This window comes from Pantoea sp. R102 (assembly GCF_004916815.1).
GTDB lineage: Bacteria > Pseudomonadota > Gammaproteobacteria > Enterobacterales > Enterobacteriaceae > Pantoea > Pantoea dispersa.
The window spans coordinates 1-20,277 of sequence record NZ_SDFT01000019.1 but is presented as its reverse complement, the minus strand read 5'-3'; the positions used below and the strand labels follow the sequence as shown (position 1 = coordinate 20,277).

The following is a 20,277-nucleotide window of genomic DNA, read 5'->3' as shown; positions in this document are numbered from 1 at the left end:
ATCGCCGACGCGCACGATGCCGCTGTTAAGCGCAATCAGATTCAGGCCGAAATCGATATCTCCGCTGCCGTCCTGCGCGCTGCGAAAACGCTGCAGCGTGGCGAGCGGTTCGCCCTGCGGGTGCTTGCGACCGCTTTCGGTGCCGATGGTGGTAAACACGCAGCGGCTGCACGGCTTCGGCATCTCGAAGGTGATCTCGCCGATCTTAATACGTTTCCAGCTGTCCTCGTCCCAGGCGCTGGCGCCGCTGACGATCAGATTGGGGCGGAACTGTTCCAGCCGCACGCTGGCCGGACAGCGCTGCTGCAGATCCTGCAGCGACGCCATGTTGACCAGCAGGTAAGGGAAGCCGTCAGCGAACCCCAGCGGGACCTGGCCGAAGCGTTTTACCCGGCGTGACGGCTCAGGGCCAACCCAGCGCAGCTGCACCGGGCGCGGGAAAAAGCCGCTCAGCCACTGGTTGATGGTGTCAGGCGCAATACGGGCGGTGAACTGGTTGCCCCACACTTCCGTCGGTGCCGGCTGGGTGCTGAAATCGCTGAATCGGATCAGCGCCTGGCTGCCGTCCGGCGCGGTGATGAATAGCCCGTCGGGCAGCAGGGCGGGCGTGAAACGCACCATCTCCGGAAACTGGCGGGCGGTAATAAAGGTCCCGTCCGCTTCGGTCACCATAAAGATGCGATCGAAGGCCAGACCGCTTTCCAGCACCTGCGCGTGTGACAGCTGCAAACCACGCATCGATTTAACCGGGTGAATATACAGGCGAGACAGGGTAATCATCACAACTCCGTACAGACAAAAAGAAGCTAACTTTATGACATAGGACGCTGATTCGCTATAATGCGCAACAATTTTAGCAAGAGTAAAAGTGACGATATGAATTCTCTGTTTGCCAGTACGGCGCGTGGGCTCGAAGAGCTGTTGAAAACTGAGCTGGACGCGCTGGGTGCGCAGGATTTGCAGGTGGTGCAGGGCGGCGTCCACTTCCGAGCCGACGACCGCGTAATGTACCAAAGCCTGCTGTGGAGCCGTCTGGCTTCACGTATTTTGCTGCCGCTGGGAGAATTCGGCGTCTGGAGCGATCTCGATCTCTACGTCGGCGCGCAAAGCATCCCGTGGAGCGAGCTGTTTGACAGCAACACCACGTTCGCCATCCACTTCAGCGGCACCAATGAGGTGATTCGCAACAGTCAGTTTGGTGCGCTGCGCATCAAAGATGCGATTGTCGATAGCTTTACCCGGCAGAATCTGGAGCGGCCGAGTGTCGATCGCGAGCAGCCGGGCATCCGCATCAACGCGTGGCTGAACAAAGATCGCGTTAGCATCGCGCTGGATCTCAGCGGCACTGCACTGCACCAGCGCGGCTATCGTCAGCAAACCGGCCAGGCACCGCTGAAAGAGAACCTGGCGGCGGCGATTGTGATGCGCTCCGGCTGGCAGAACGGCACGCCGCTGGTCGATCCGATGTGCGGCTCCGGTACGCTCCTGATTGAAGCGGCGCTGATCGCCTGCGATCGCGCGCCGGGCCTGCTGCGTTCGCACTGGGGCTTCAGCCGCTGGAAACGCCACAACAATGCACTGTGGCAGGAGGTGCGCAGCGACGCGCTGCAGCGTGCGCGCGCCGGCACGGCCGCCACCACGTCACGCTTCTTTGGCTATGATAATGATGGTCGCGTGCTGGAGTGGGCACGTGCCAACGCACGCCGCGCCGGCGTGTTTGATCTGTTCACCTTTGCGCAGCAGGATGTGCTGCAGCTGAAAAATCCGCTGGCGGGCGAAGCGATGCGCGGTACGGTGCTGAGTAACCCGCCGTACGGTGAGCGTCTGGAGAGCGAGCCGGCGCTGATTGCGCTGCACAGCCAGCTGGGCCGCATCATGAAACAGCAGTTTGGCGGCTGGAATTTGTCGCTGTTCAGCGCCTCACCCGAGCTGCTCAGCTGCCTGCAGCTGCGCGCCGATCGCCAGTTTAAAGCGAAAAACGGTCCGCTGGAGTGCGTACAGAAGAACTACCAGCTGGCGGAGAACAGCGCCGAAGGCGGCGCACAGATTGCCGAAGACTTTGCTAACCGCCTGCGTAAGAACAGCAAAAAACTGGACAAGTGGGCGCGCCAGTCGAATATTGACTGCTACCGCCTGTATGACGCCGATCTGCCGGAGTATAACGTGGCGGTCGATCGCTACGCCGACTGGGTGGTGATTCAGGAGTACGCGCCGCCGAAAACCGTGGACGCGACCAAAGCGCGTCAGCGCCTGTTTGACGTGATCGGTGCCACGCTGAGCGTACTGGAGATATCGGCCAATCGCCTGGTGCTGAAAACCCGCGAACGGCAGAAGGGCAAAAACCAGTACCAGAAGCTGAGCGAGAAGGGCGAATTCTTTGAAGTGCAGGAGTTTAACGCGCGGCTGCTGGTGAACCTGACGGATTATCTCGATACCGGCCTGTTCCTCGACCACCGTATCGCGCGCCAGATGCTGGGCCAGATGAGCCAGGGGAAAGATTTCCTTAACCTGTTCTCCTACACCGGTAGCGCCAGCGTGCATGCCGGGCTGGGCGGCGCCAAATCCACCACCACGGTCGATATGTCGCGCACCTATCTGGAGTGGGCCGAACGTAACCTGCGCCTGAATGGATTAACCGGGCGCCAGCATCGCCTGATGCAGGCGGACTGCCTGAGCTGGCTGCGCGAAAGCGATGAGCAGTTCGATCTGATCTTTATCGATCCGCCGACCTTCTCCAACTCCAAACGCATGGAAGATGACTTCGATGTGCAGCGCGACCACCTGATGCTGCTGCAGAACCTGAAGCGCATGCTGCGTCGCGGCGGCACCATTATGTTCTCCAATAACAAGCGCGGCTTCAAAATGGATCTGGACGGCTTGCAGCGTCTGGGTCTGCAGGCGCAGGAAATAACGCAAAAAACGCTGTCGCAGGACTTTGCGCGCAACCGTCAAATTCACAACTGCTGGCTGGTAAGCCACGCCGGTAAGGAATAAGTTTTATGTCACTGATCAGTATCCATGGCGCTTACCTGTCGTTCAGCGATGCGCCGCTGTTGGATAACACCGAACTGCATATCGAAGAGGGCGAGCGCGTCTGTCTGGTTGGGCGCAACGGCGCCGGTAAATCGACGCTGATGAAAATCATCAATGGCGAACAGCCGCTGGATGACGGCCGCATTATTTATGAGCAGGATTTAGTGGTTGCGCGGCTGCAACAGGATCCGCCACGCAATATCACCGGTTCAGTGTACGACTTCGTTGCCGAAGGCGTGGCCGAACAGGCTGAGCACCTTAAGGCATATCACGCCATATCGCACCTGGTGATGGAAGATCCGAGCGAGAAAAACCTCAACGAAATGGGGCGACTGCAGACGATTCTCGACCATCACAACCTGTGGCAGCTCGACAGCCGTATCAACGATGTGCTGCAGCAAATCGGGCTGCAGCCGGACACCGAGCTGTCGTCACTCTCCGGTGGCTGGCTGCGTAAAGCCGCGCTGGGCCGTGCGCTGGTCAGCAACCCGCGCGTGCTGATGCTCGACGAACCGACTAACCACCTCGATATTGAAACCATCGACTGGCTGGAAAGCTTCCTGAAAACCTTCAACGGCAGCATCGTGTTTATTTCGCACGACCGCTCGTTTATCCGCAATATGGCGACGCGCATCGTCGACCTCGATCGCGGCAAGCTGGTGTCGTGGCCGGGCGATTACGATCAGTTCCTGCTCGGCAAAGAGGAAGCGCTGCGCGTTGAAGAGATGCAAAACGCCGAATTCGACCGCAAGCTGGCGCAGGAAGAAGTGTGGATTCGCCAGGGCATCAAAGCGCGTCGCACCCGTAACGAAGGCCGCGTGCGCGCGCTGAAAGCGCTGCGTCGTGAACGCTCCGAACGGCGTGACGTGATGGGCAAAGCCAATATGCAGGTCGGTGAAGCGGCGCGTTCCGGCAAAATCGTCTTTGAGCTGGAAAACGTGGATTACGGCGTTGACGGCAAAACGCTGGTGAAGGATTTCTCTACCCAGGTGCAGCGCGGCGACAAAATCGCCCTGATTGGCCCGAACGGCTGCGGTAAAACCACGCTGCTGCGCCTGATGCTCGGCCAGCTGAAGGCAGATGCCGGTCGCGTGCACTGCGGCACCAAACTGGAAATCGCCTACTTCGATCAGCATCGCGCGGAGCTCGATCCGGATAAAACTGTGATGGATAACCTGGCGGAAGGCAAACAGGAAGTGATGGTCAACGGCAAGCCGCGCCACGTGCTCGGCTATCTGCAGGACTTCCTGTTCCACCCGAAACGCGCCATGACGCCGGTGCGTGCGCTGTCCGGCGGCGAGCGTAACCGCCTGCTGCTGGCGCGTCTGTTCCTCAAGCCCAGTAACCTGTTGATTCTTGACGAACCGACCAACGACCTCGACGTCGAAACGCTCGAGCTGCTGGAAGAGCTGGTGGATGGCTATCAGGGCACCGTACTGCTGGTGAGCCACGATCGTCAGTTTGTGGATAACACCGTGACCGAATGCTGGATCTTTGAAGGCAACGGCGAGATCGGTACCTTCGTCGGTGGCTACCATGATGCGCAGCAGCAGCGCGCCGCTTACAAGCAGACCAAAGCTGCACCGGTCAAAAGCGCAGCGGCTAAACCGGCAGAAAAAGCCGACGCCCCCAAACGCAGCGCAGGCAAGCTAAGCTATAACCTGACGCGTGAACTGGAACAGCTGCCGCAAAAGCTGGAGCAGCTGGAGACGCGTATCGGTGAGCTGCAGGCGCAGATGAGTCATCCGGACTTCTTCAGCCAGCCGCACGACAAAACGCAGCCGGTGCTGGATGCGCTGGCGCAGGCGGAGCAGGAGCTGGAAACCACCTTTGAACGGTGGGAAGAGCTGGAAGCGCTGAAAAACGGCGCATAACGCAGAGGGAGTCAGCATGTGTGCCACGCATCAGACGCAGCACTGGATGCTCTGTCCGCAGTGTGATTTAACCGTAAAACTGCCCGCCGTACCGGTGGGCAGCCGTGCGCGCTGTCCGCGCTGTCACACCACGCTGGTGGCTAACTGGCACGAACCGCGTAAACGTCCCACCGGCTATGCGCTGGCGGCGCTGTTTATGCTGCTGCTGGCCAATCTGTTTCCGTTTATCAGCATGCATGTGGCTGGGCTCAGCAGCCAGATCTCGCTGATGGCTATCCCGCAGGTGATGGATCGCGAGGATTATCGCAGCCTCGCCACACTGTTCCTGCTGTTTGTGCAGGGCATTCCGGCTTTCTGCATGATTGCCATTCTGCTGCTGGTCAATCCGGTGCGCTTGCCGCACAGCCTGCGACTCGGGCTGACACGCATTCTGTTTCAATTGCGCAGCTGGGGTATGGCAGAAATTTTCATGGCCGGCGTGCTGGTCAGCTTCGTCAAACTGATGGCCTACGGTGAAATTGGCCTTGGCAGCAGTTTCTGGCCGTGGTGCCTGTTTTGTCTGCTGCAGCTGCGTGCGTTTCAGTGCGTCGATCGCCGCTGGGTCTGGCAGCGCATCGACCCGCTGCCGCCGCTGCCGCAAACGCCGCAGGCGGGCATCAGCGGACTGAAGCAGGGGTTGCGCAGCTGTCCGTGCTGCACCGCGATTCTGCCGGCCGCGCAGAAAACCTGTCCGCGCTGCGGCGTGAGCGCTGCGCCGCGCAGGCAGCACAGCCTGCAGTGGACGCTGGCGCTGCTGATCACCTCGGTGATGCTGTATATCCCGTCGAATATTATGCCGATCATGGTGACCGAAACGCTCGGCTCGCAGTATCCGTCCAACATTATGGCCGGCGTCATTTTGCTGTGGAGCGATGGCTCCTGGCCGGTCGCGCTGGTGATTTTTATCGCCAGTATTATGGTGCCTTCGCTGAAGATGGTGGCGATTGGCTGGCTGTGCTGGCACGCCAGCGGTCGCGGCCGGCGCGACAGCGAGAAGATGCACCTGATTTATGAGGTGGTGGAGTTTGTTGGCCGCTGGTCAATGATTGATGTGTTTGTGATCGCTGTGCTTTCTGCGCTGGTGCGCATGGGCCAGCTGATGAGTGTTTACCCTGCGCCAGGCGCGCTATTGTTTGCGCTGGTGGTGATCCTGACTATGTTCGCCGCCATGACGTTTGATCCGCGCCTGATTTGGGATCGCCTACAGGAAACTGAACGTAAGGAGCCGCGTCTTGACGGACAACCAACACGGCATTGCTAACGTCGACCAGATTAAACGCTGGTCGCCGGTGTGGATCGTACCTATCGTCACGCTGTTAATCGGCGGATGGATTCTGTTTTATCACTTCAGCCATCAGGGACCGCAGGTCACGCTGATCACCGAAAACGCCGAAGGCATTGTTGCCGGTAAAACCACCATTAAAAGCCGCAGCGTCGACGTGGGCACCGTCGAAAGCGCGGTGCTGACGGACGATCTGCACCATGTGGAGATCACCGCGCGCCTGAATGCCGGCATGGAAAAACTGCTACATAAAGACAGCGTGTTTTGGGTGGTGAAGCCGCAGATTGGCCGGGAAGGGGTGACGGGCCTCGGTACGCTGCTCTCCGGCGCCTACATTGAACTGCAGCCCGGCGCCAAAGGGGATAAGCCAGAGCACTATCAGCTGCTCGATGCGCCGCCGCTGGCCCCGCCGGATGCCAAAGGTATTCGCGTCATCCTCGACAGCAAAAAAGCCGGCCAGCTTAATCCGGGCGATCCGGTGCTGTTCCGCGGCTATCGCGTCGGCACGGTGGAAACCAGCACCTTTGATACCGACAAGCGCATGATGACCTATCAGCTGTTCATCGCCGCGCCTTACGATCGGCTAATTACCACCAATGTGCGCTTCTGGAAAGACAGCGGCATTGCGGTGGATATGTCCGCTTCCGGCATGCGCGTCGAAATGGGCTCGCTGACGACCCTGTTCAGCGGTGGCGTGAGCTTTGACGTGCCGGACGGCTGGGAACTCGGCGAGCTGGCCAAAAACCAGGACGACTACCATCTGTATGATGACCAGCGCAGCATTCAGGATTCGCTGTACACCAAACACACCGATTTCCTGATGTTCTTCAGCGACTCGATTCGTGGTCTGCAGGTCGGCGCTCCGGTAGAGTTCCGCGGCATTCGTCTTGGTACCGTGGCTCAGGTGCCTTACATGATCCCGGGCGTGAATCAGGCGCTGAACACCGATTACCGCGTGCCGGTGCTGATCCGCATCGAGCCGGACCGCTTTATCAGCCGTCTGGGTGGCGACTTCAATCTTGAACAGCATCTGCAGGATGGCAAGAAACGCGGCCTGCGCGCCACGCTGAAAACCGGCAACCTGCTGTCCGGTGCGCTGTTTGTCGATCTCGACTTCTATGACAATGCACCGGCTTACAAAGGACCGAACGAAGTGGCGGGGCTGGAAGTGATTCCGACCGTAAGCGGCGGTCTGAGCCAGATTCAGCAGAAACTGATGGCGGCGCTGGATAAGATCAACGCGCTGCCGCTCAACCCGATGATCAACCAGGCCACCGGCACGCTGAAAGAGAGCCAGCGCACCCTGCAGCAGCTGCAGAAAACGCTGGATAACCTCAATCAGATCACCGCCAACCCGGCGATGAAAACGCTGCCGGCCGATATGCAGCAAACCCTGCGCGAGCTTAATCGCAGCATGAAGGGGCTGCAGCCGGGATCGCCAGCCTATAACAAACTGGTGGGCGACATGCAGCGCCTTGACCAGGTGCTGCGCGAATTGCAGCCGGTGCTGAAAACGCTCAACAGCAAGAGCAACGCGCTGGTATTTGAAGCCAAACCGGGTCAGGATCCGCAGCCAAAGAGGGCGAAACAGTGAAAAAAGGGCTGATTATCGGTGCTGTGCTGCTGCTGGCGGGCTGCAGCAGCACCATCGACACCACTTATTACCAGCTGCCTGCGGGCAGCAATATGGCGCGCGTCAGCAGTGACGCCTCCGCCAGCCAGCCGATGATTTGGGTTGAACAGGTGAGCGTGCCGGATTATCTCGCTGGCAACGGGCTGGTTTATCAAACCAGCGACGTGAAGTACGTGATTGCCGCCAATAATCTGTGGGCCAGTCCGCTCGACCAGCAGCTGCAGCAGACACTGGTGAGTAACCTCGGCCAGGCGTTGCCCGGCCGGCTGGTGGCCAGTCAGCCGCTGGGTGACACGCACGATACGCTCAGCGTGCACGTCACCGGCTTCCATGGTCGCTATGACGGCAAGGTGGTAGTAAGCGGTGAATGGCTGTTACAACATCAAGGCCGGCTTATCAAACATGGCTTTAATCTGACGCTGCCGCAGACCGAAGATGGCTACGATGCGCTGGTGCGCACGCTGGCGCTCGGCTGGCAGCAAACGGCACAGCAAATCGCTAACAGCGTGGTGACGCTAAATTAGGATTTGTTCGATGCTTATGCTAAGTCCCTGATTTGCCGTTATGTGACGGCGCGCAAATCAGGGACTTTTTTATTGCGGAATCAGCCAGATATGGCGGCGGCACTGAGGGATTTGTGTCGATTTCACGGCAAATTGATGACATTGGCGTGAATTTTGCGCATTGACCTTTCACCCACCACAGGTTAGAACATTACTGTGGTTGAACATTAATTCACCACTCTTTCTTTCCACCAGATTCCACCAGACCTGAAATGAGGGAAACGAGGTATGAAGAGACAGAAGAGAGACCGCCTGGAACGAGCACATTCACGAGGCTATCAGGCAGGCATTACCGGCCGCTCAAAAGAGATATGCCCTTATCAAATGATCGATGCCCGGTCTCACTGGTTGGGAGGTTGGCGACAAGCCATGGAGGACAGGTCGGCGGTGGCTTAGGCACCGTCGGATGTCTGTAAACAGGAAAAAAAACCTCCGCTGCGTGCGGAGGTTTTTGTTGGCGGGTCAGAACGCTGAAGTGTCTTTAAACAGGCCCACTTTCAGGTCAGTCGCGGTGTAAATCAGGTTACCGTCGACGAACACTTCGCCATCGGCCACGCCCATCACCAGCTTGCGGTTGATGACGCGTTTGAAGTGAATTTTGTAAGTAACCAGCTTCGCCGTCGGCAGAACCTGGCCGGTGAATTTCACTTCACCCACACCCAGCGCACGGCCTTTACCTTCCGCACCCAGCCAGCCGAGATAGAAGCCAACCAGCTGCCACATAGCATCCAGACCCAGACAGCCTGGCATCACCGGATCGCCTTTAAAGTGGCAAACAAAGAACCACAGGTCAGGGCGGATATCCAGTTCGGCTTCCACATAACCTTTATCGAATTTGCCGCCGTCTTCGGTCATTTTGACCACGCGGTCCATCATCAACATGTTGTCAGACGGAAGCGGTGGGCCATTCTCGCCAAACAGTTCGCCGCGACCAGAGGCAATCAGGTCTTCTTTGCTATAGGATTCGCGTTTATCTACCATGTTCTCAATATGCCTTCTTTTAGTGAAGCCCGAATATTAGCGAACAGTTGTACGCTGGGCAATGTAATCAGCTGTGGTTGAACCAGTTGAGCCAGCGTAATGGCCAGGGCCGCGGTCGGTTTTCCTGCTGATTGAGCTGAGTAATGCGCTCCTGAATAGTGCTCAGCAGCGAGTCGCCGCTTTCGCTCTGCCAGGCAATACCGGTTAACAGCGGCAGCGCTTCGTCAACGCGCTCAATCGCCCAGATATGGAACTGGCCCTGCTGCACCGCTTCTACCACGTCGTCGCTGAGGCTGAGATGGCGCACGTTGCTGGCAGGCAGAATCACGCCCTGTTTGCCGGTCAGCTCGCGCGACTGGCAGATATGGAAGAAGCCTTCGATTTTCTCATTCAGACCACCCACCGGCTGCACGTTACCAAACTGGTCCACCGAACCGGTAACGGCAATCTGCTGGTTCAGCGGCTGGTTTGCCAGCGCGCTGATCAGCACACACAGCTCGGCCAGCGAGGCGCTGTCACCGTCGACTTCGGAGTAGGACTGCTCAAACACCAGCGATGCCGAGAAGGGCAGCTGCTGTTCCAGCTCCAGCTCCGAAATCAGATATGCCTGCATGATCATCATGCCTTTGGCGTGGATGTTGCCGCCAAGCTCCGCTTTGCGCTCCACGTCGGTAAACTCGCCATCGCCCGGGTGCACAACACAGGTGATGCGTGACGGCTCGCCCCACGGACGTGGATGGCCAGGGAATTCAATCACCGACAGGCCGTTGATCTGACCAACTACTTCGCCTTCCGTTTCGATCATGATCTGATTTAACAGGATCTCATCGCGCATCCGGTCGGCGAGGAAACTTTCGCGCCACTGGCGTGCTTCCAGCGCCTCTTTCAGCGCCTCGCCATTCAGTGTCTCACCGTGCAGCGCGGCTTCCTGCAGCTGACGGCGCAGCCAGCGCGGGCACAGCGGCAGCGTGTCCTGATCGCCGGTCAGACGCACCGCTTCCTGGATCAGCAGCGGCCAGAAATCAGCTTCGGGTGGCGTCAGACCGGCCAGCTCCGCCTGACATAGCGTCCAGCGGCACCAGTTGGCCATATCCTCCTCATCAACCAGCTGGAGATTCTCTTCGAACTCGCTGTAAAGCGCCATTTCGTGCACTTCAACGTCCAGTTCCTGGAAGCTGGCCAGCGCCTCGCGATCGCCGCATAAAATCAGACGCAGCTGCAGCGGCAGCGGGGGAATGGTGACCGGCAACGGGCGGCGCTCGTCCGGTGAATACCAGTCAAAGCGGCCCAGCTCAATCACTTTGCGCAGGCGCAACCACAGCAGCGGCTGCGCCAGCAGGGTATTGATCGACAGAATCAGCGTGCCACCGTTAGCCTGATGCAGCAGACCGGGCTCCAGCTGTACGCGATCTTTATACTGACGCACGCAGCCAAACAGCTGCTCGGACTCAATCCAGTCGGCGTAATGCACGCCGCCGGTGCTGGTGAAGGGACGGCTGGCATCGACAGGCGGTTGCAGGCTGACGTTGTCGCCCATCACATGGTAATCACCGCCGTACAGCGCGTCCTCGTCAGGCTGAAAGCGCTGCGCCGCCTCGGCAATCCACGCCAGATAATCACTGTTTTCCTGGCTGCGTAATAGCAGCAGCGGAAAGCCCAGCGTTTGATGATGTAAATGCGCCAGCGCATTCAGCAGACGCGGCTGAACCGCGGCAAGCGTATCGCTATCTTCCAGAGAGACGGTTGAGAAAAGTGATTGGTAGCGTGAGCTATCCGGCTGCAGGGCTTGCCACGTAAGTTGAGTGCTGGTCAAAATATTCGCATTAGTCTGGTTCAGGAAAAGCGCGATTATACAGGATTCAACCCGGTTAAGCACGGCGCACTTCCGGCCTGAACTGTGATGGCCGCAACATGTTTTTCCTTGCTGCATCCGGGAAAAAAGCTGTTATTCTTAGTTTGTTACGTGATCACGATGAGATTCCGATGAAATACCAGCAACTCGAAAATCTTGAAAGTGGATGGAAGTGGAAATACCTGGTGAAAAAGCATCGGGAAGGTGAGCTGATCACCCGGCATATTGAGCTGAGCGCTGCGCAGGCGGCGGTAGAGACGTTGCTGGCGATGGAGAATAACCCGGTTGAGGTCGGTGACTGGATCGCAAAGCATATCCATCCGGAGCTGGAAAACCGTCTGAAACAGACCATACGCGCGCGGCGCAAACGTCATTTCAACGCAGAGCATCAGCACACGCGGAAAAAATCGATCGATCTGGAGTATCTGGTGTGGCAGCGTCTGGCCGGTCTGGCGCAGCGTCGTAACAGCACCCTGTCAGAGACCATTGTTCAGCTAATCGAAGATGCAGAACGCAAAGAGAAGTATGCCAGTCAGATGTCGACGCTGAAGCAGGATCTGCAGGCGATTCTGGGTAAAGGCGGCGCGGATAACGAATAGCAAAAAATTGCGTGTGATAAAAAGCCAAAAAAACCCCGCCGAAGCGGGGTTTTTTATTGCGCGATAACTTAAGCCTGTGGCTGAGTTACAACGTCTTTGATACCTTTCACGTCGATTTCAACGCGACGGTCTGGCGCCAGGCAGTCGATCAGGGCATTGCGGCCTTTCACGCTGTCACAGGTGTTGCCAGTAACTGGGTTAGATTCACCCATGCCACGTGCAGAGATCTTGTTAGCCGGGATACCTTTAGATACCAGGTAGTCGACAACAGACTGAGCACGTTTCTCAGACAGTTTCTGGTTGTACTGGTCTGAACCGATGCGGTCGGTGAAGCCCAGAACCACAACAGAACCGTCTTTCGGATCCATTGAGCTCAGCTGGCTGTACAGCTGATCCAGAGCCTGCTGGCCTTCTGGCTTCAGGGTAGATTTGTTGAAGGTGAACAGCACGTCAGACTTCAGAGTGAAACGCTTGGTTTCAACAACCGGAGCCGGAGCTGGCGCTGGAGCAACAACTGGAGCTGCAGCTTCGTCCTGACCGAAACGGTAAGAAACGCCGACGCTCAGCATGCTGTTGTCTGGACGCGCACCAACGGTACCTGCGTCACCGATGTTGTTAACCCACTGGTAGTCCAGGCGAGTCGCCCAGTTTTTGGTCAGTGCGTATTCAACACCAACAGCAGCCAGCGGAGAAACGCCGGTGTCGTGGTTGCTGATACGAGTGCCGTCAGCTACGTTAGCCTGAGTTGAGTCTGCACGCCAAACCATGCCACCCAGACGGGTGTACACGTCCAGATCGTCAGCAATTGGGTAGCTCAGTTTAGCTGCCAGCTGTACGCCCTGTGCTTTGAATGCGCCGTTAACTTGGTTGCCTTTGTTCGGCATACGGCCCAGCCAGTCGTAGCCCAGCTCGAAGCCCAGGTATGGGTTAGCCTGGTAGCCCAGGAAAGCACCTGCGCCCAGCTGAGATTCGTGGGTTGGACCGTCGTTATTTACGTAACCGTTACCGTAGTAACCAGTATCGTGATACTGAGACCAGCCCAGTTTAGCACCGGTGTACCAGGTGTCATCTTTAGGAGCGGCCTGCGCTACGGTAGCGAAGCCAGCCAGTGCCACTGCAATTGCGATAGCTGTCTTTTTCATTTTGCGCCTCGTTATCATCCAAATAGGCAATGAGCAAAAAGGTTGCTCTTGGTTGTAATCCTTCGCCGGGTCTAAACGCTCGCTTATGACTCTACCGAAAAAACGGAGGTTATTGAGCACCCTGGCGAGGTAAAGTCTACAACGAGATTGGAAACTTACAAGTATGATGTGACGTCAGCGGATAAAAAAACAGGGATTTATACACACATTTTAACAAATGACATGGCAAAATTTTCGCTACCAGAAAAGAAAAATGCGGCTAAGCCATTGTCATAGCTGGCGGGAAAAGAATCAGTGGCTTAGCCGCAACTTTGTGAAAAAATAGCGTGAGAAAAATCTTAGTTTTACTTAATGAAACAAATCAGAGGGAATTTTTGCGCTGTTTGGCTGTCTGGACAGAGCAAGATCCCGCCCCTGAGGACGCATAATCAATCCCAGCGCTTCGCCTTCGGCGGCTGCCTGCTCAAGTTCCAGGCGCTCTTCATTGCTCAATTCATAAGGAATCCAGGCGAGTACCACGCTGTAGTTGCCGGTGCGCAACGCTTTCACCATGCTCTCAACAGTGCTTAAACGCTCGGATTCCGTAATATGCATACTCTTTTCCAGCGGTAATCCTGACTGCTGCATCCAGCTGCGGTTCAGTTTGTGCGCTGGCGTCAGCCACAGCTGCCAGCGTGACTGGGTGCTCAGCTGCTTGAGGACCGGCAGTAACAGCAGCGGCATGATGCCGGGCTGCTCGCTATAACGCAGTTCAGTAATACCACCCAGAGAAGGTTGCGTTAAGCCCGTCGCAGCGAAACGGTGAGCACGATCAGCAGGGCCAGAGTATTGAGTACGCATATTTTAATCACTCAGTAATGAACTGTATGAATATACAGTAATGAGTTCCTGGATAAAGATCAACCTCAATTTCTGAAAATGCCTCGCAAATTCCGCACAAGATCCGCGCGTTGCCGCTTTTATTCATTGAACAGCTAAATCGTTTTTTCTATCTTCTAACCAGATGAATCTCTGAGCTTTTTATAGGAAATTTCCCGCGCAAGGAATGAGGAAAAGGGGACGTTATGAAGAAAAATAATCCGGTGGTTGAGCAGTCCAAAGCCCAGTTAGCGGCATTGGGAAAAATTGAATCGCGCACCCAGTTTGGTGGTTACGCGCTGGCGGTCGAAAAGGTGGTGTTTGCTTACATCAATGAGGATGCGCTCTATCTGCGCGCCAGCGAGGCGCTGCAGCACTATGCCGCACAGCGCCCGCTGGAACCGTTGATATATCGCAAGCGCGGCATGCCGGTGACGCTCAGCTACTACAAAGTGGATAAACAGCTCTGGCAGGACGCCGATCAGCTGCTGCGCTTATCGGCCAGTTCGCTGTCTGCGGCGCGCGCCGAGGCGGCGAACAGACTTGTCTTGCTCAGGCTGAAAGATCTGCCCAATCTCAGCCTGCGCATGGAGCTGATGCTTCACAAAGTCGGGATCAATTCTGTTCGCTTACTGTATGAAATGGGCTCGCGTCAGAGCTGGCTGAAGTTGCGGGCGGTGAATAAAGACATCGGCCTGAAAACGCTGCTGGCGCTGGAAGGGGCCATTTCCGGCCATCACCAGGCCGCTTTGCCGGCGGCGGTACGTGAAGAGTTGAGCGCCTGGTATCAGGAAACGCTCCGCCAGCACGCCGCGGCGGAGCGCCTGTTGCCTTAAGCGGCGGCGAGGGTGCGGCGCAGGCGGGCAATTTCCGGCAGCAGCGCAACCAGCAGCCCCAGCTGCTGCAACACCAGCGGTGCCTGCGCCTCCTCACTGGTTTTCAGCGCGCTCAGGCGCTGCATCAGTGCCTGCTGCATCGTTTCCGCCTGCGCTTCGCTGACGCGACCGATCTGCAGCACATCCTCGACGAAGCATACCGCGTCATCTAAAAGGGTCAGCAGTTCGCCCTGCGTCAGCCGCTCCCGGTGCGCGCCCAGCGCCGAGATGTAGCTGAGAAACGAGTGATTGAGGCACATCAGACGGAACGCATTCTCGCGCAGCGGCGGCTGTTGCTTCAGTTCGCCGCTGATATTGGACACCACGGACGCCAGTTCTGCATCGGCGTTGTGCGCGTCACGGCGCGCCACACGGTAGGCGAGACGGTTATCTTTACCCTGATGATACTGTTCCAGGATGGCATCAAGATAACGACAGTTGGCATTGAGCGTGCGATCGGCAACCGTCGTCAGCTGACGGAAACGCCAGTCAGGCCAGACAAACGCCACCGCCAGCCAGGCGAGGCCACAGCCGAGCAAGGTATCCACCACGCGCGGCAGGGCGACATCAAAGCCTTCACCCAGCAGATTGAAGCACAGCAGCACCAGCAGGGTGATGAACAGCGTCGCCTGCGCGTACTGAATCTGGCGGAAGGCAAAAAACAGCACGCCGCTCAGCACAATCAACACCAACTGGCCCTCGATAGAGGGCACCAGCCACAGCACCGGCAGGCCAATCGCAATACCGGCCAGGGTTCCGCCAATACGCAGCGCCAGCCGCCGCCGTGTGGCGTTGTAGTTAGGCTGGCAGACAAACAGGCTGGTCAGCAGGATCCAGTAGCCGCGATGCAGGCCGGTAAGCTGAATGAAGGCGTACCCCACGCACAGCACCAGCGACATGCGCACCGCGTGGCGGAACAACGCCGAGGTCGGACTCAGATGGCGACTGAGGCGCAGCCGGATATCCGCCCAGCCACTCAAGCCTTCACGCGACAGATGGTGATCGCTCTGCATCAGCGGTTCTGCCAGCCGCTGCTCTGATTCGATCGACGCCAGCTGCGCGTCAATGGCGCGTAAGTTGCGCAGCAACCAGAACAGCGGACGAATGTGCGTCGCCTGCGGATCGTTATGTTGCAGGCGCTGCAGGGCGGTCTCCAGCCGTTCAAAGCTGCGCGCAAAATGGCTATCGTGGTGCCACGGCTGGCGCAGCACGATATTCTCTGCCAGCTGGCGACAGGCCTGCGCCTGCATGTTCAGCAGTCGCTGAAAGCGAAACAGCACCTCGTTGTAGCGCCAGTCATCGCGCAGCAGGTGATATTGCAGATGCGACGAGCTGGCGCGCTCGTGAATATCCTGCGCCACAAAATAGTAATGCAGGCTGCGCCGCGTGCTGCGTGAGCCGCGGTCGCCGCGTAAACGGCTCTGAATGGTGGTTTTCGTCAGGTTGAGCTGCGCCACCAGCTGACTATTAACCATCGCGGTGGCGATCAGCGCCGCGTCATCCTGCTCACCGCCGTCGGGATCAAACAGATTGGCCTTGGCTTCCAGATAGCGCGCCAGCTGGGAAAAGCTGGCGGCCAGCTGCTCCTGCACCGGGCGCACCGGGAACATCAGGTGGCCGATAAAGGTCAGCAGGTTGTACCACAGCGCGCCAATCAGCAGCAGCGCCGGCTGCATCCACCACTGCGGAAACAGGCCAATGCCCAGCATGGTGTACACCGCGATCAGCAGGGCACCAAACGCAATGGTGGCGTAGCGCTGCCCCAGCGCGCCCAGCAGAATAAATCCCCAGCTGGAGAGCGCAAGACCGATAGCAAATAGCCACGGGTGCGGAAACAGCAGCTCGACCGAGACTGAGGCAATGCAGAAGCACACCAGCGTGATGAGCAGGTTGCGCACGCGGCCGGTCCAGCGATCGTCAAGATCGGCCAGCGCCGCCGCCACCACGCCGAGCGTTAGCGGAATGGTCCACTCAATCTGCTGCAGCCACCAGGGAACGGCGGCACAGCCGGCCAGCGCGAAGAAGATGCGCAGCAGGTAGCGCAGACTGCTGTTGAACAGATAACGGCGCCAGCCGGGCAAAGCGTCAGGCATCATCTTCAGCCTCAGTAGCGGCGCCGCGCGTTGGCTTCACGCGCCGCCTGCGCTTCTTCCACTGACACCACGCGGCGACCTACCGGCCACAGCGCGATAGCGGCGATTTTGAAGTGGGCAATCCCGGTCGGAATACCGATGATGCTCAGACACTGCAGGATGCCGGTCGAGATGTGCATCAGGCACAGCCACCAGCCAAAGAAAATCAGCCAGAACAGGTTGAGGAAGGTGCCGCCGGCGTTCATCACGTGGCTTTTGCTCTCCGGGCGCAGCACGTCAACGTGAACCGCTTCGTTGCCAAACGGCAGCAGGGACAGTTTGGTGATCTCCCAGCAGGAGCGGGTCAGCGGCAGGGTAAAGATCAGCACGATGCTGATCAGCGTGGCCAGCAGCCAGCCGAGGGTGGTGATAAAGCCGCCAAGAACAAAATTCAGAATATTAAGCACGGTGCGCATAACGCGATTTTCCTTTTGCAATCCGCAATATGTGTCGCCCAGTTTAGCGTGTTTTAAGGCTGGAGCGCTAAGGGTCTGACAGGTAAACTGCGCGATAATTGAATTCCACATGACGGTGCGGAGATGGAACTAAAAGCAACATCCATGGGCAAACGGCTGGCACAGCATCCCTATAACCGGGTGCGACTGCTGGCTGCCGGTGTGGAAGTCAGCGGCGATCGCCACGAGTACCTGATCCCGTTCAATCAGCTGATCGGTATCACCTGCAAACGCGGCCTGGTGTGGGGCGAGCTGGAGTTCTTATTACCGGAAGAGAAAGTGGTGCGGTTGCACGGCACCGAGTGGCAGGAAACCCAGCGTTTTTATCATTACCTTCAGCAGGCGTGGCAGCAGTGGAGCCTCGAAATGAGCGAAATCAGCGCGCAGGTGCTGAGCGCGCTGCAGCAGGAGATCGTCGCGTTTACCGGCCAGGATCGCTGGCTGAAGCGCAGCGAACTGGCCGCGGTGAAAGAGACCATCACGCGCCAGTTTTCCGCCTTACCGCTGCCGCTGGCAAGGCTGGAGGAGTTTGATAACTGCCGCACGCTGTGGCGCTTTTGCCAGCAGTGGCTCGAGCACGGCGAGAGCGCGATTCGGCAGCGCAACCGTGAATGGAGCGCGCGGGTGATCAGCGATAATCACGCCTTCTTCTCCACCGTGGAAACCACGCCGCTCAATCCATCGCAGTGTGAGGCGGAGGTCAACGGTGAAGACGCGCTGCTGGTGCTGGCTGGCGCGGGCAGTGGCAAAACCTCGGTGCTGGTGGCGCGCGCCGGCTGGCTGTTACAGCGCAAACTGGCGCAGCCGGAGCAAATCCTGCTGCTGGCTTTTGGTCGCCAGGCGGCGGAAGAGATGAACGATCGGATCCAGACGCGGCTGGGTGAGAGCGCGATTCAGGCGCGTACGTTTCACGCGCTGGCGCTGCACATCATTCGTGAAGGCAGCAATAAGCAGCCGGTCATCAGCCGGCTGGAAAGTGACAGCAGTGCGCGACGTCAGTTGCTGATCGAAAACTGGCGTGAGCAGTGCAACAGCAAAAAGGCGCAGGCCAGCGGCTGGCGACAGTGGTTGCAGGAAGAGCTGGCGTGGGACGTGCCGGAAGGTCCGTTCTGGCAGGATGACAAACTGGCGCAGCGTCTTGCCGTGCGGCTGGAGCGCTGGCTCGGCCTGATGCGCATGCACGGCGGCGCGCAGGCGGCGATGATTGCCGATGTGCCGGAACCGCTGCGCGACAATTTCACGAAGCGCGTCAGGCTGATGGCACCGCTGCTCAAAGCATGGAAAAGCGCACTGAAAGCCGAGGGCGCGGTGGATTTCTCCGGGCTGATCCACCAGGCGATCGCTGTGCTGGAGAAGGGCCGCTTTATCAGCCCGTGGAAGCACATTCTGGTGGATGAATTCCAGGATATTTCCCCGCAGCGGGCGGCGCTGCTCAGCGCGCTGCGGCAGCAAAATAAGCGCACCAGTTTGTTTGCGGTCGGCGATGACTGGCAGGCAATCTATCGCTTTAGCGGCGCGGAGATGAGCCTGACCACCGCGTTTCATCACTATTTTGGCGAAGGCGACCGCTGCGTGCTGGATACCACCTACCGCTTCAACGATCGCATCGGTGACATTGCCAACCGCTTTGTGCAGCAGAATCCGCATCAGCTGCGCAAGCCGCTCAACAGCCTGAGCAAAGGGAACAAGAAATCCATTACGCTGCTGCCGCAGGAGCAACTGGAAGCGCTGCTCGACAAGCTTAGCGGTTACGCGAAGCCGGACGAGCGCGTGCTGCTGCTGGCGCGTTACCATCATCTGCGTCCGGCCATGCTGGATAAAGCCAAAACCCGCTGGCCGAAACTGCGTATCGACTTCATGACCATCCACGCCAGTAAAGGTCAGCAGGCGGATTTTGTCATCGTGCTGGGGCTGCACGAAGGGCGTGACGGTTTCCCGGCGCAGGCGCGCGAGTCGATCATGGAAGAAGGACTGCTACCGCAGCCGGAGGATTTTCCACATGCCGAAGAGCGGCGCCTGGCCTACGTGGCCATCACGCGTGCGCGTCAGCAGGTATGGCTGATGTTTGATAAAGAGCGGCCTTCCGTGTTTGTCGAACACCTGCGCGAACTGGGCGTTGCGCAGAGCCGGAAGGCCTGAGCCATCAGGCTTTCAGGCGTTCCGTCAGGTAGCGCTGATAATCGGGGATCTGGATGGTCACTTCGCTGGCAAACATCGGCGAATGGATAATGAAATCAGCGGTGGCGCGGTTGGTCGCCACCGGGATATTCCATACGGTGGCGAGGCGCAGCAGCGCTTTGACGTCCGGATCGTGCGGTACTGCATTGAGCGGATCCCAGAAGAAGAACAGCACATCAATTTTACCTTCAGCAATCAGCGCGCCGACCTGCTGATCGCCGCCCATCGGCCCGCTGAGCATGGCATTTACATCCAGTCCGGTGTGACGATTGATCAGGTTGCCGGTGGTGCCGGTGGCGTATAGCACGTGAGGTTGCAGCGCATTTTGATTGATTTTTACCCAGTCCAGCAGCGAGGCTTTGCAGTGGTCGTGGGCAACGAGGGCGATGTGTTTCTGAACTTTCAGGGTACGAACGGTCTGCTCCATGGGGCTTCCTGTTTCGGCGCGTGCAAACGTAGTGAATGCACCAGTTTACCCCTGGCGTTCAGCTGCTATCAACTTGCGCGTAGGGTTTTCACCCAACTGATAAAACGCTGCCGCGTGGCGGCATCAACACGCTGCAGCCAGCGTTGCAGCGCGGGCATATTACTGGCGTCCTGCCATACCATATCCAGACTGAGACTGGCGTCCGGTACGCTGGCCGCCTGCAGCGCAAAGCGCGGCACGCTGGCCGCCTGCGCCGTACGGTTGTAATTGATCATCGCCTGTTCAACATTGCCGCTGCTCTCACCCGGCAACCGATCGCGAATGCTGGCTATTTCATTACCACGCTCATCAATC

General features: G+C 58.2%; 18 protein-coding genes. 9 read left to right on the top strand and 9 right to left on the bottom strand.

Features of this window, described 5'->3' with window-relative positions; genetic code table 11:
* On the bottom strand, positions 1 to 780 hold a 780-nt coding region (locus ERD80_RS02920), incomplete at its 3' end, for an MOSC domain-containing protein (protein WP_136545694.1).
* Between the two features lie 96 nt (positions 781 to 876).
* On the opposite strand from ERD80_RS02920, the gene rlmKL reads away from it, so the two are divergent.
* The 6 genes from rlmKL to rmf all read left to right on the top strand — a co-directional run bounded on the left by rlmKL (position 877) and on the right by rmf (position 8,820).
* Complete coding sequence (gene rlmKL, locus ERD80_RS02915; RefSeq protein ID WP_136545693.1) at positions 877 to 2,994, top strand: bifunctional 23S rRNA (guanine(2069)-N(7))-methyltransferase RlmK/23S rRNA (guanine(2445)-N(2))-methyltransferase RlmL; 2,118 nt, start codon at positions 877 to 879, stop codon at positions 2,992 to 2,994.
* A gap of 5 nt (positions 2,995 to 2,999) precedes the next feature.
* Positions 3,000 to 4,907, top strand: coding sequence for an ABC transporter ATP-binding protein (locus ERD80_RS02910; protein ID WP_021508313.1), 1,908 nt, complete (start codon positions 3,000 to 3,002; stop codon positions 4,905 to 4,907).
* 16 nt (positions 4,908 to 4,923) lie between these two features.
* Complete coding sequence (gene pqiA / locus ERD80_RS02905) at positions 4,924 to 6,207, top strand: membrane integrity-associated transporter subunit PqiA (RefSeq protein ID WP_136545692.1); 1,284 nt, start codon at positions 4,924 to 4,926, stop codon at positions 6,205 to 6,207.
* Positions 6,179 to 7,822, top strand: a complete 1,644-nt coding sequence (gene pqiB / locus ERD80_RS02900; protein WP_021508311.1) for an intermembrane transport protein PqiB — start codon at positions 6,179 to 6,181, stop codon at positions 7,820 to 7,822. Before pqiA ends, pqiB begins: the two co-directional genes overlap by 29 nt.
* Positions 7,819 to 8,385, top strand: a complete 567-nt coding sequence (gene pqiC, locus ERD80_RS02895; RefSeq protein ID WP_021508310.1) for a membrane integrity-associated transporter subunit PqiC — start codon at positions 7,819 to 7,821, stop codon at positions 8,383 to 8,385. The genes pqiB and pqiC overlap by 4 nt, the downstream gene beginning before the upstream one ends.
* A 267-nt stretch (positions 8,386 to 8,652) precedes the next feature.
* Entirely contained in the window at positions 8,653 to 8,820 is a 168-nt protein-coding gene (rmf, locus tag ERD80_RS02890) for a ribosome modulation factor (RefSeq protein ID WP_013508548.1), read from the top strand.
* A gap of 66 nt (positions 8,821 to 8,886) precedes the next feature.
* On the opposite strand, the gene fabA is transcribed toward rmf, so the two are convergent.
* Together fabA and ERD80_RS02880 are read right to left on the bottom strand one after the other, a co-directional pair.
* Positions 8,887 to 9,405: a bifunctional 3-hydroxydecanoyl-ACP dehydratase/trans-2-decenoyl-ACP isomerase gene (gene fabA / locus ERD80_RS02885; protein ID WP_136545691.1), complete on the bottom strand. Its 519-nt coding sequence runs from the start codon at positions 9,403 to 9,405 to the stop codon at positions 8,887 to 8,889.
* A gap of 67 nt (positions 9,406 to 9,472) precedes the next feature.
* A complete protein-coding gene (locus tag ERD80_RS02880; protein ID WP_136545690.1) occupies positions 9,473 to 11,335 on the bottom strand; it encodes a Lon protease family protein in 1,863 nt (620 codons plus the stop codon).
* 53 nt (positions 11,336 to 11,388) lie between these two features.
* Between ERD80_RS02880 and matP the strand changes: the two genes are divergently transcribed.
* Positions 11,389 to 11,856 carry a macrodomain Ter protein MatP gene (matP, locus tag ERD80_RS02875; RefSeq protein WP_021508308.1) on the top strand — a complete coding sequence of 156 codons (468 nt, stop codon included), beginning with the start codon at positions 11,389 to 11,391 and terminating at the stop codon, positions 11,854 to 11,856.
* A 68-nt stretch (positions 11,857 to 11,924) separates the two neighbouring features.
* Here the strand turns inward: matP and ompA are convergent, their stop codons facing one another.
* Both ompA and sulA read right to left on the bottom strand, forming a co-directional pair.
* The gene (gene ompA, locus ERD80_RS02870) at positions 11,925 to 12,998 is read right to left on the bottom strand and encodes a porin OmpA (RefSeq protein WP_136545689.1); all 1,074 of its coding nucleotides are present in this window, start codon (positions 12,996 to 12,998) and stop codon (positions 11,925 to 11,927) included.
* Between the two features lie 348 nt (positions 12,999 to 13,346).
* Positions 13,347 to 13,838: an SOS-induced cell division inhibitor SulA gene (sulA, locus tag ERD80_RS02865; protein ID WP_031279848.1), complete on the bottom strand. Its 492-nt coding sequence runs from the start codon at positions 13,836 to 13,838 to the stop codon at positions 13,347 to 13,349.
* Positions 13,839 to 14,062: 224 nt separating this feature from the next.
* Between sulA and ERD80_RS02860 the strand changes: the two genes are divergently transcribed.
* Positions 14,063 to 14,692 (top strand): TfoX/Sxy family DNA transformation protein, encoded by a 630-nt coding sequence (locus ERD80_RS02860; protein WP_058759726.1) that lies wholly within the window; start codon positions 14,063 to 14,065, stop codon positions 14,690 to 14,692.
* On the opposite strand, the gene yccS is transcribed toward ERD80_RS02860, so the two are convergent.
* The gene (yccS, locus tag ERD80_RS02855; protein ID WP_136545688.1) at positions 14,689 to 16,827 is read right to left on the bottom strand and encodes a YccS family putative transporter; all 2,139 of its coding nucleotides are present in this window, start codon (positions 16,825 to 16,827) and stop codon (positions 14,689 to 14,691) included. The two genes, ERD80_RS02860 and yccS, sit on opposite strands and share 4 nt — an antisense overlap.
* 8 nt (positions 16,828 to 16,835) lie before the next feature.
* Positions 16,836 to 17,279 carry a YccF domain-containing protein gene (locus ERD80_RS02850; protein WP_136545687.1) on the bottom strand — a complete coding sequence of 148 codons (444 nt, stop codon included), beginning with the start codon at positions 17,277 to 17,279 and terminating at the stop codon, positions 16,836 to 16,838.
* Between the two features lie 123 nt (positions 17,280 to 17,402).
* On the opposite strand from ERD80_RS02850, the gene helD reads away from it, so the two are divergent.
* Complete coding sequence (helD, locus tag ERD80_RS02845; RefSeq protein ID WP_136545686.1) at positions 17,403 to 19,457, top strand: DNA helicase IV; 2,055 nt, start codon at positions 17,403 to 17,405, stop codon at positions 19,455 to 19,457.
* A gap of 4 nt (positions 19,458 to 19,461) precedes the next feature.
* Here the strand turns inward: helD and ERD80_RS02840 are convergent, their stop codons facing one another.
* Entirely contained in the window at positions 19,462 to 19,923 is a 462-nt protein-coding gene (locus tag ERD80_RS02840; protein WP_021508301.1) for a methylglyoxal synthase, read from the bottom strand.
* A gap of 68 nt (positions 19,924 to 19,991) precedes the next feature.
* Positions 19,992 to 20,277, bottom strand: a 286-nt coding sequence (locus tag ERD80_RS02835) for a DUF2057 family protein (RefSeq protein ID WP_136545685.1), incomplete at its 5' end; no start/stop codon positions are given.

What these genes read in the sequence shown, in the direction of transcription:
- yccS (WP_136545688.1), bottom strand. Translation starts at nt 16,827, where the DNA reads ATGATGCCTGACGCTTTGCCCGGCTGGCGCCGTTATCTGTTCAACAGC.
- ERD80_RS02860 (WP_058759726.1), top strand. Translation starts at nt 14,063, where the DNA reads ATGAAGAAAAATAATCCGGTGGTTGAGCAGTCCAAAGCCCAGTTAGCG.
- ERD80_RS02910 (WP_021508313.1), top strand. Translation starts at nt 3,000, where the DNA reads ATGTCACTGATCAGTATCCATGGCGCTTACCTGTCGTTCAGCGATGCG.
- helD (WP_136545686.1), top strand. Translation starts at nt 17,403, where the DNA reads ATGGAACTAAAAGCAACATCCATGGGCAAACGGCTGGCACAGCATCCC.
- ERD80_RS02840 (WP_021508301.1), bottom strand. Translation starts at nt 19,923, where the DNA reads ATGGAGCAGACCGTTCGTACCCTGAAAGTTCAGAAACACATCGCCCTC.
- matP (WP_021508308.1), top strand. Translation starts at nt 11,389, where the DNA reads ATGAAATACCAGCAACTCGAAAATCTTGAAAGTGGATGGAAGTGGAAA.
- pqiA (WP_136545692.1), top strand. Translation starts at nt 4,924, where the DNA reads ATGTGTGCCACGCATCAGACGCAGCACTGGATGCTCTGTCCGCAGTGT.
- fabA (WP_136545691.1), bottom strand. Translation starts at nt 9,405, where the DNA reads ATGGTAGATAAACGCGAATCCTATAGCAAAGAAGACCTGATTGCCTCT.
- sulA (WP_031279848.1), bottom strand. Translation starts at nt 13,838, where the DNA reads ATGCGTACTCAATACTCTGGCCCTGCTGATCGTGCTCACCGTTTCGCT.
- rmf (WP_013508548.1), top strand. Translation starts at nt 8,653, where the DNA reads ATGAAGAGACAGAAGAGAGACCGCCTGGAACGAGCACATTCACGAGGC.
- ompA (WP_136545689.1), bottom strand. Translation starts at nt 12,998, where the DNA reads ATGAAAAAGACAGCTATCGCAATTGCAGTGGCACTGGCTGGCTTCGCT.
- rlmKL (WP_136545693.1), top strand. Translation starts at nt 877, where the DNA reads ATGAATTCTCTGTTTGCCAGTACGGCGCGTGGGCTCGAAGAGCTGTTG.
- ERD80_RS02880 (WP_136545690.1), bottom strand. Translation starts at nt 11,335, where the DNA reads ATGCAGCAAGGAAAAACATGTTGCGGCCATCACAGTTCAGGCCGGAAG.
- ERD80_RS02850 (WP_136545687.1), bottom strand. Translation starts at nt 17,279, where the DNA reads ATGCGCACCGTGCTTAATATTCTGAATTTTGTTCTTGGCGGCTTTATC.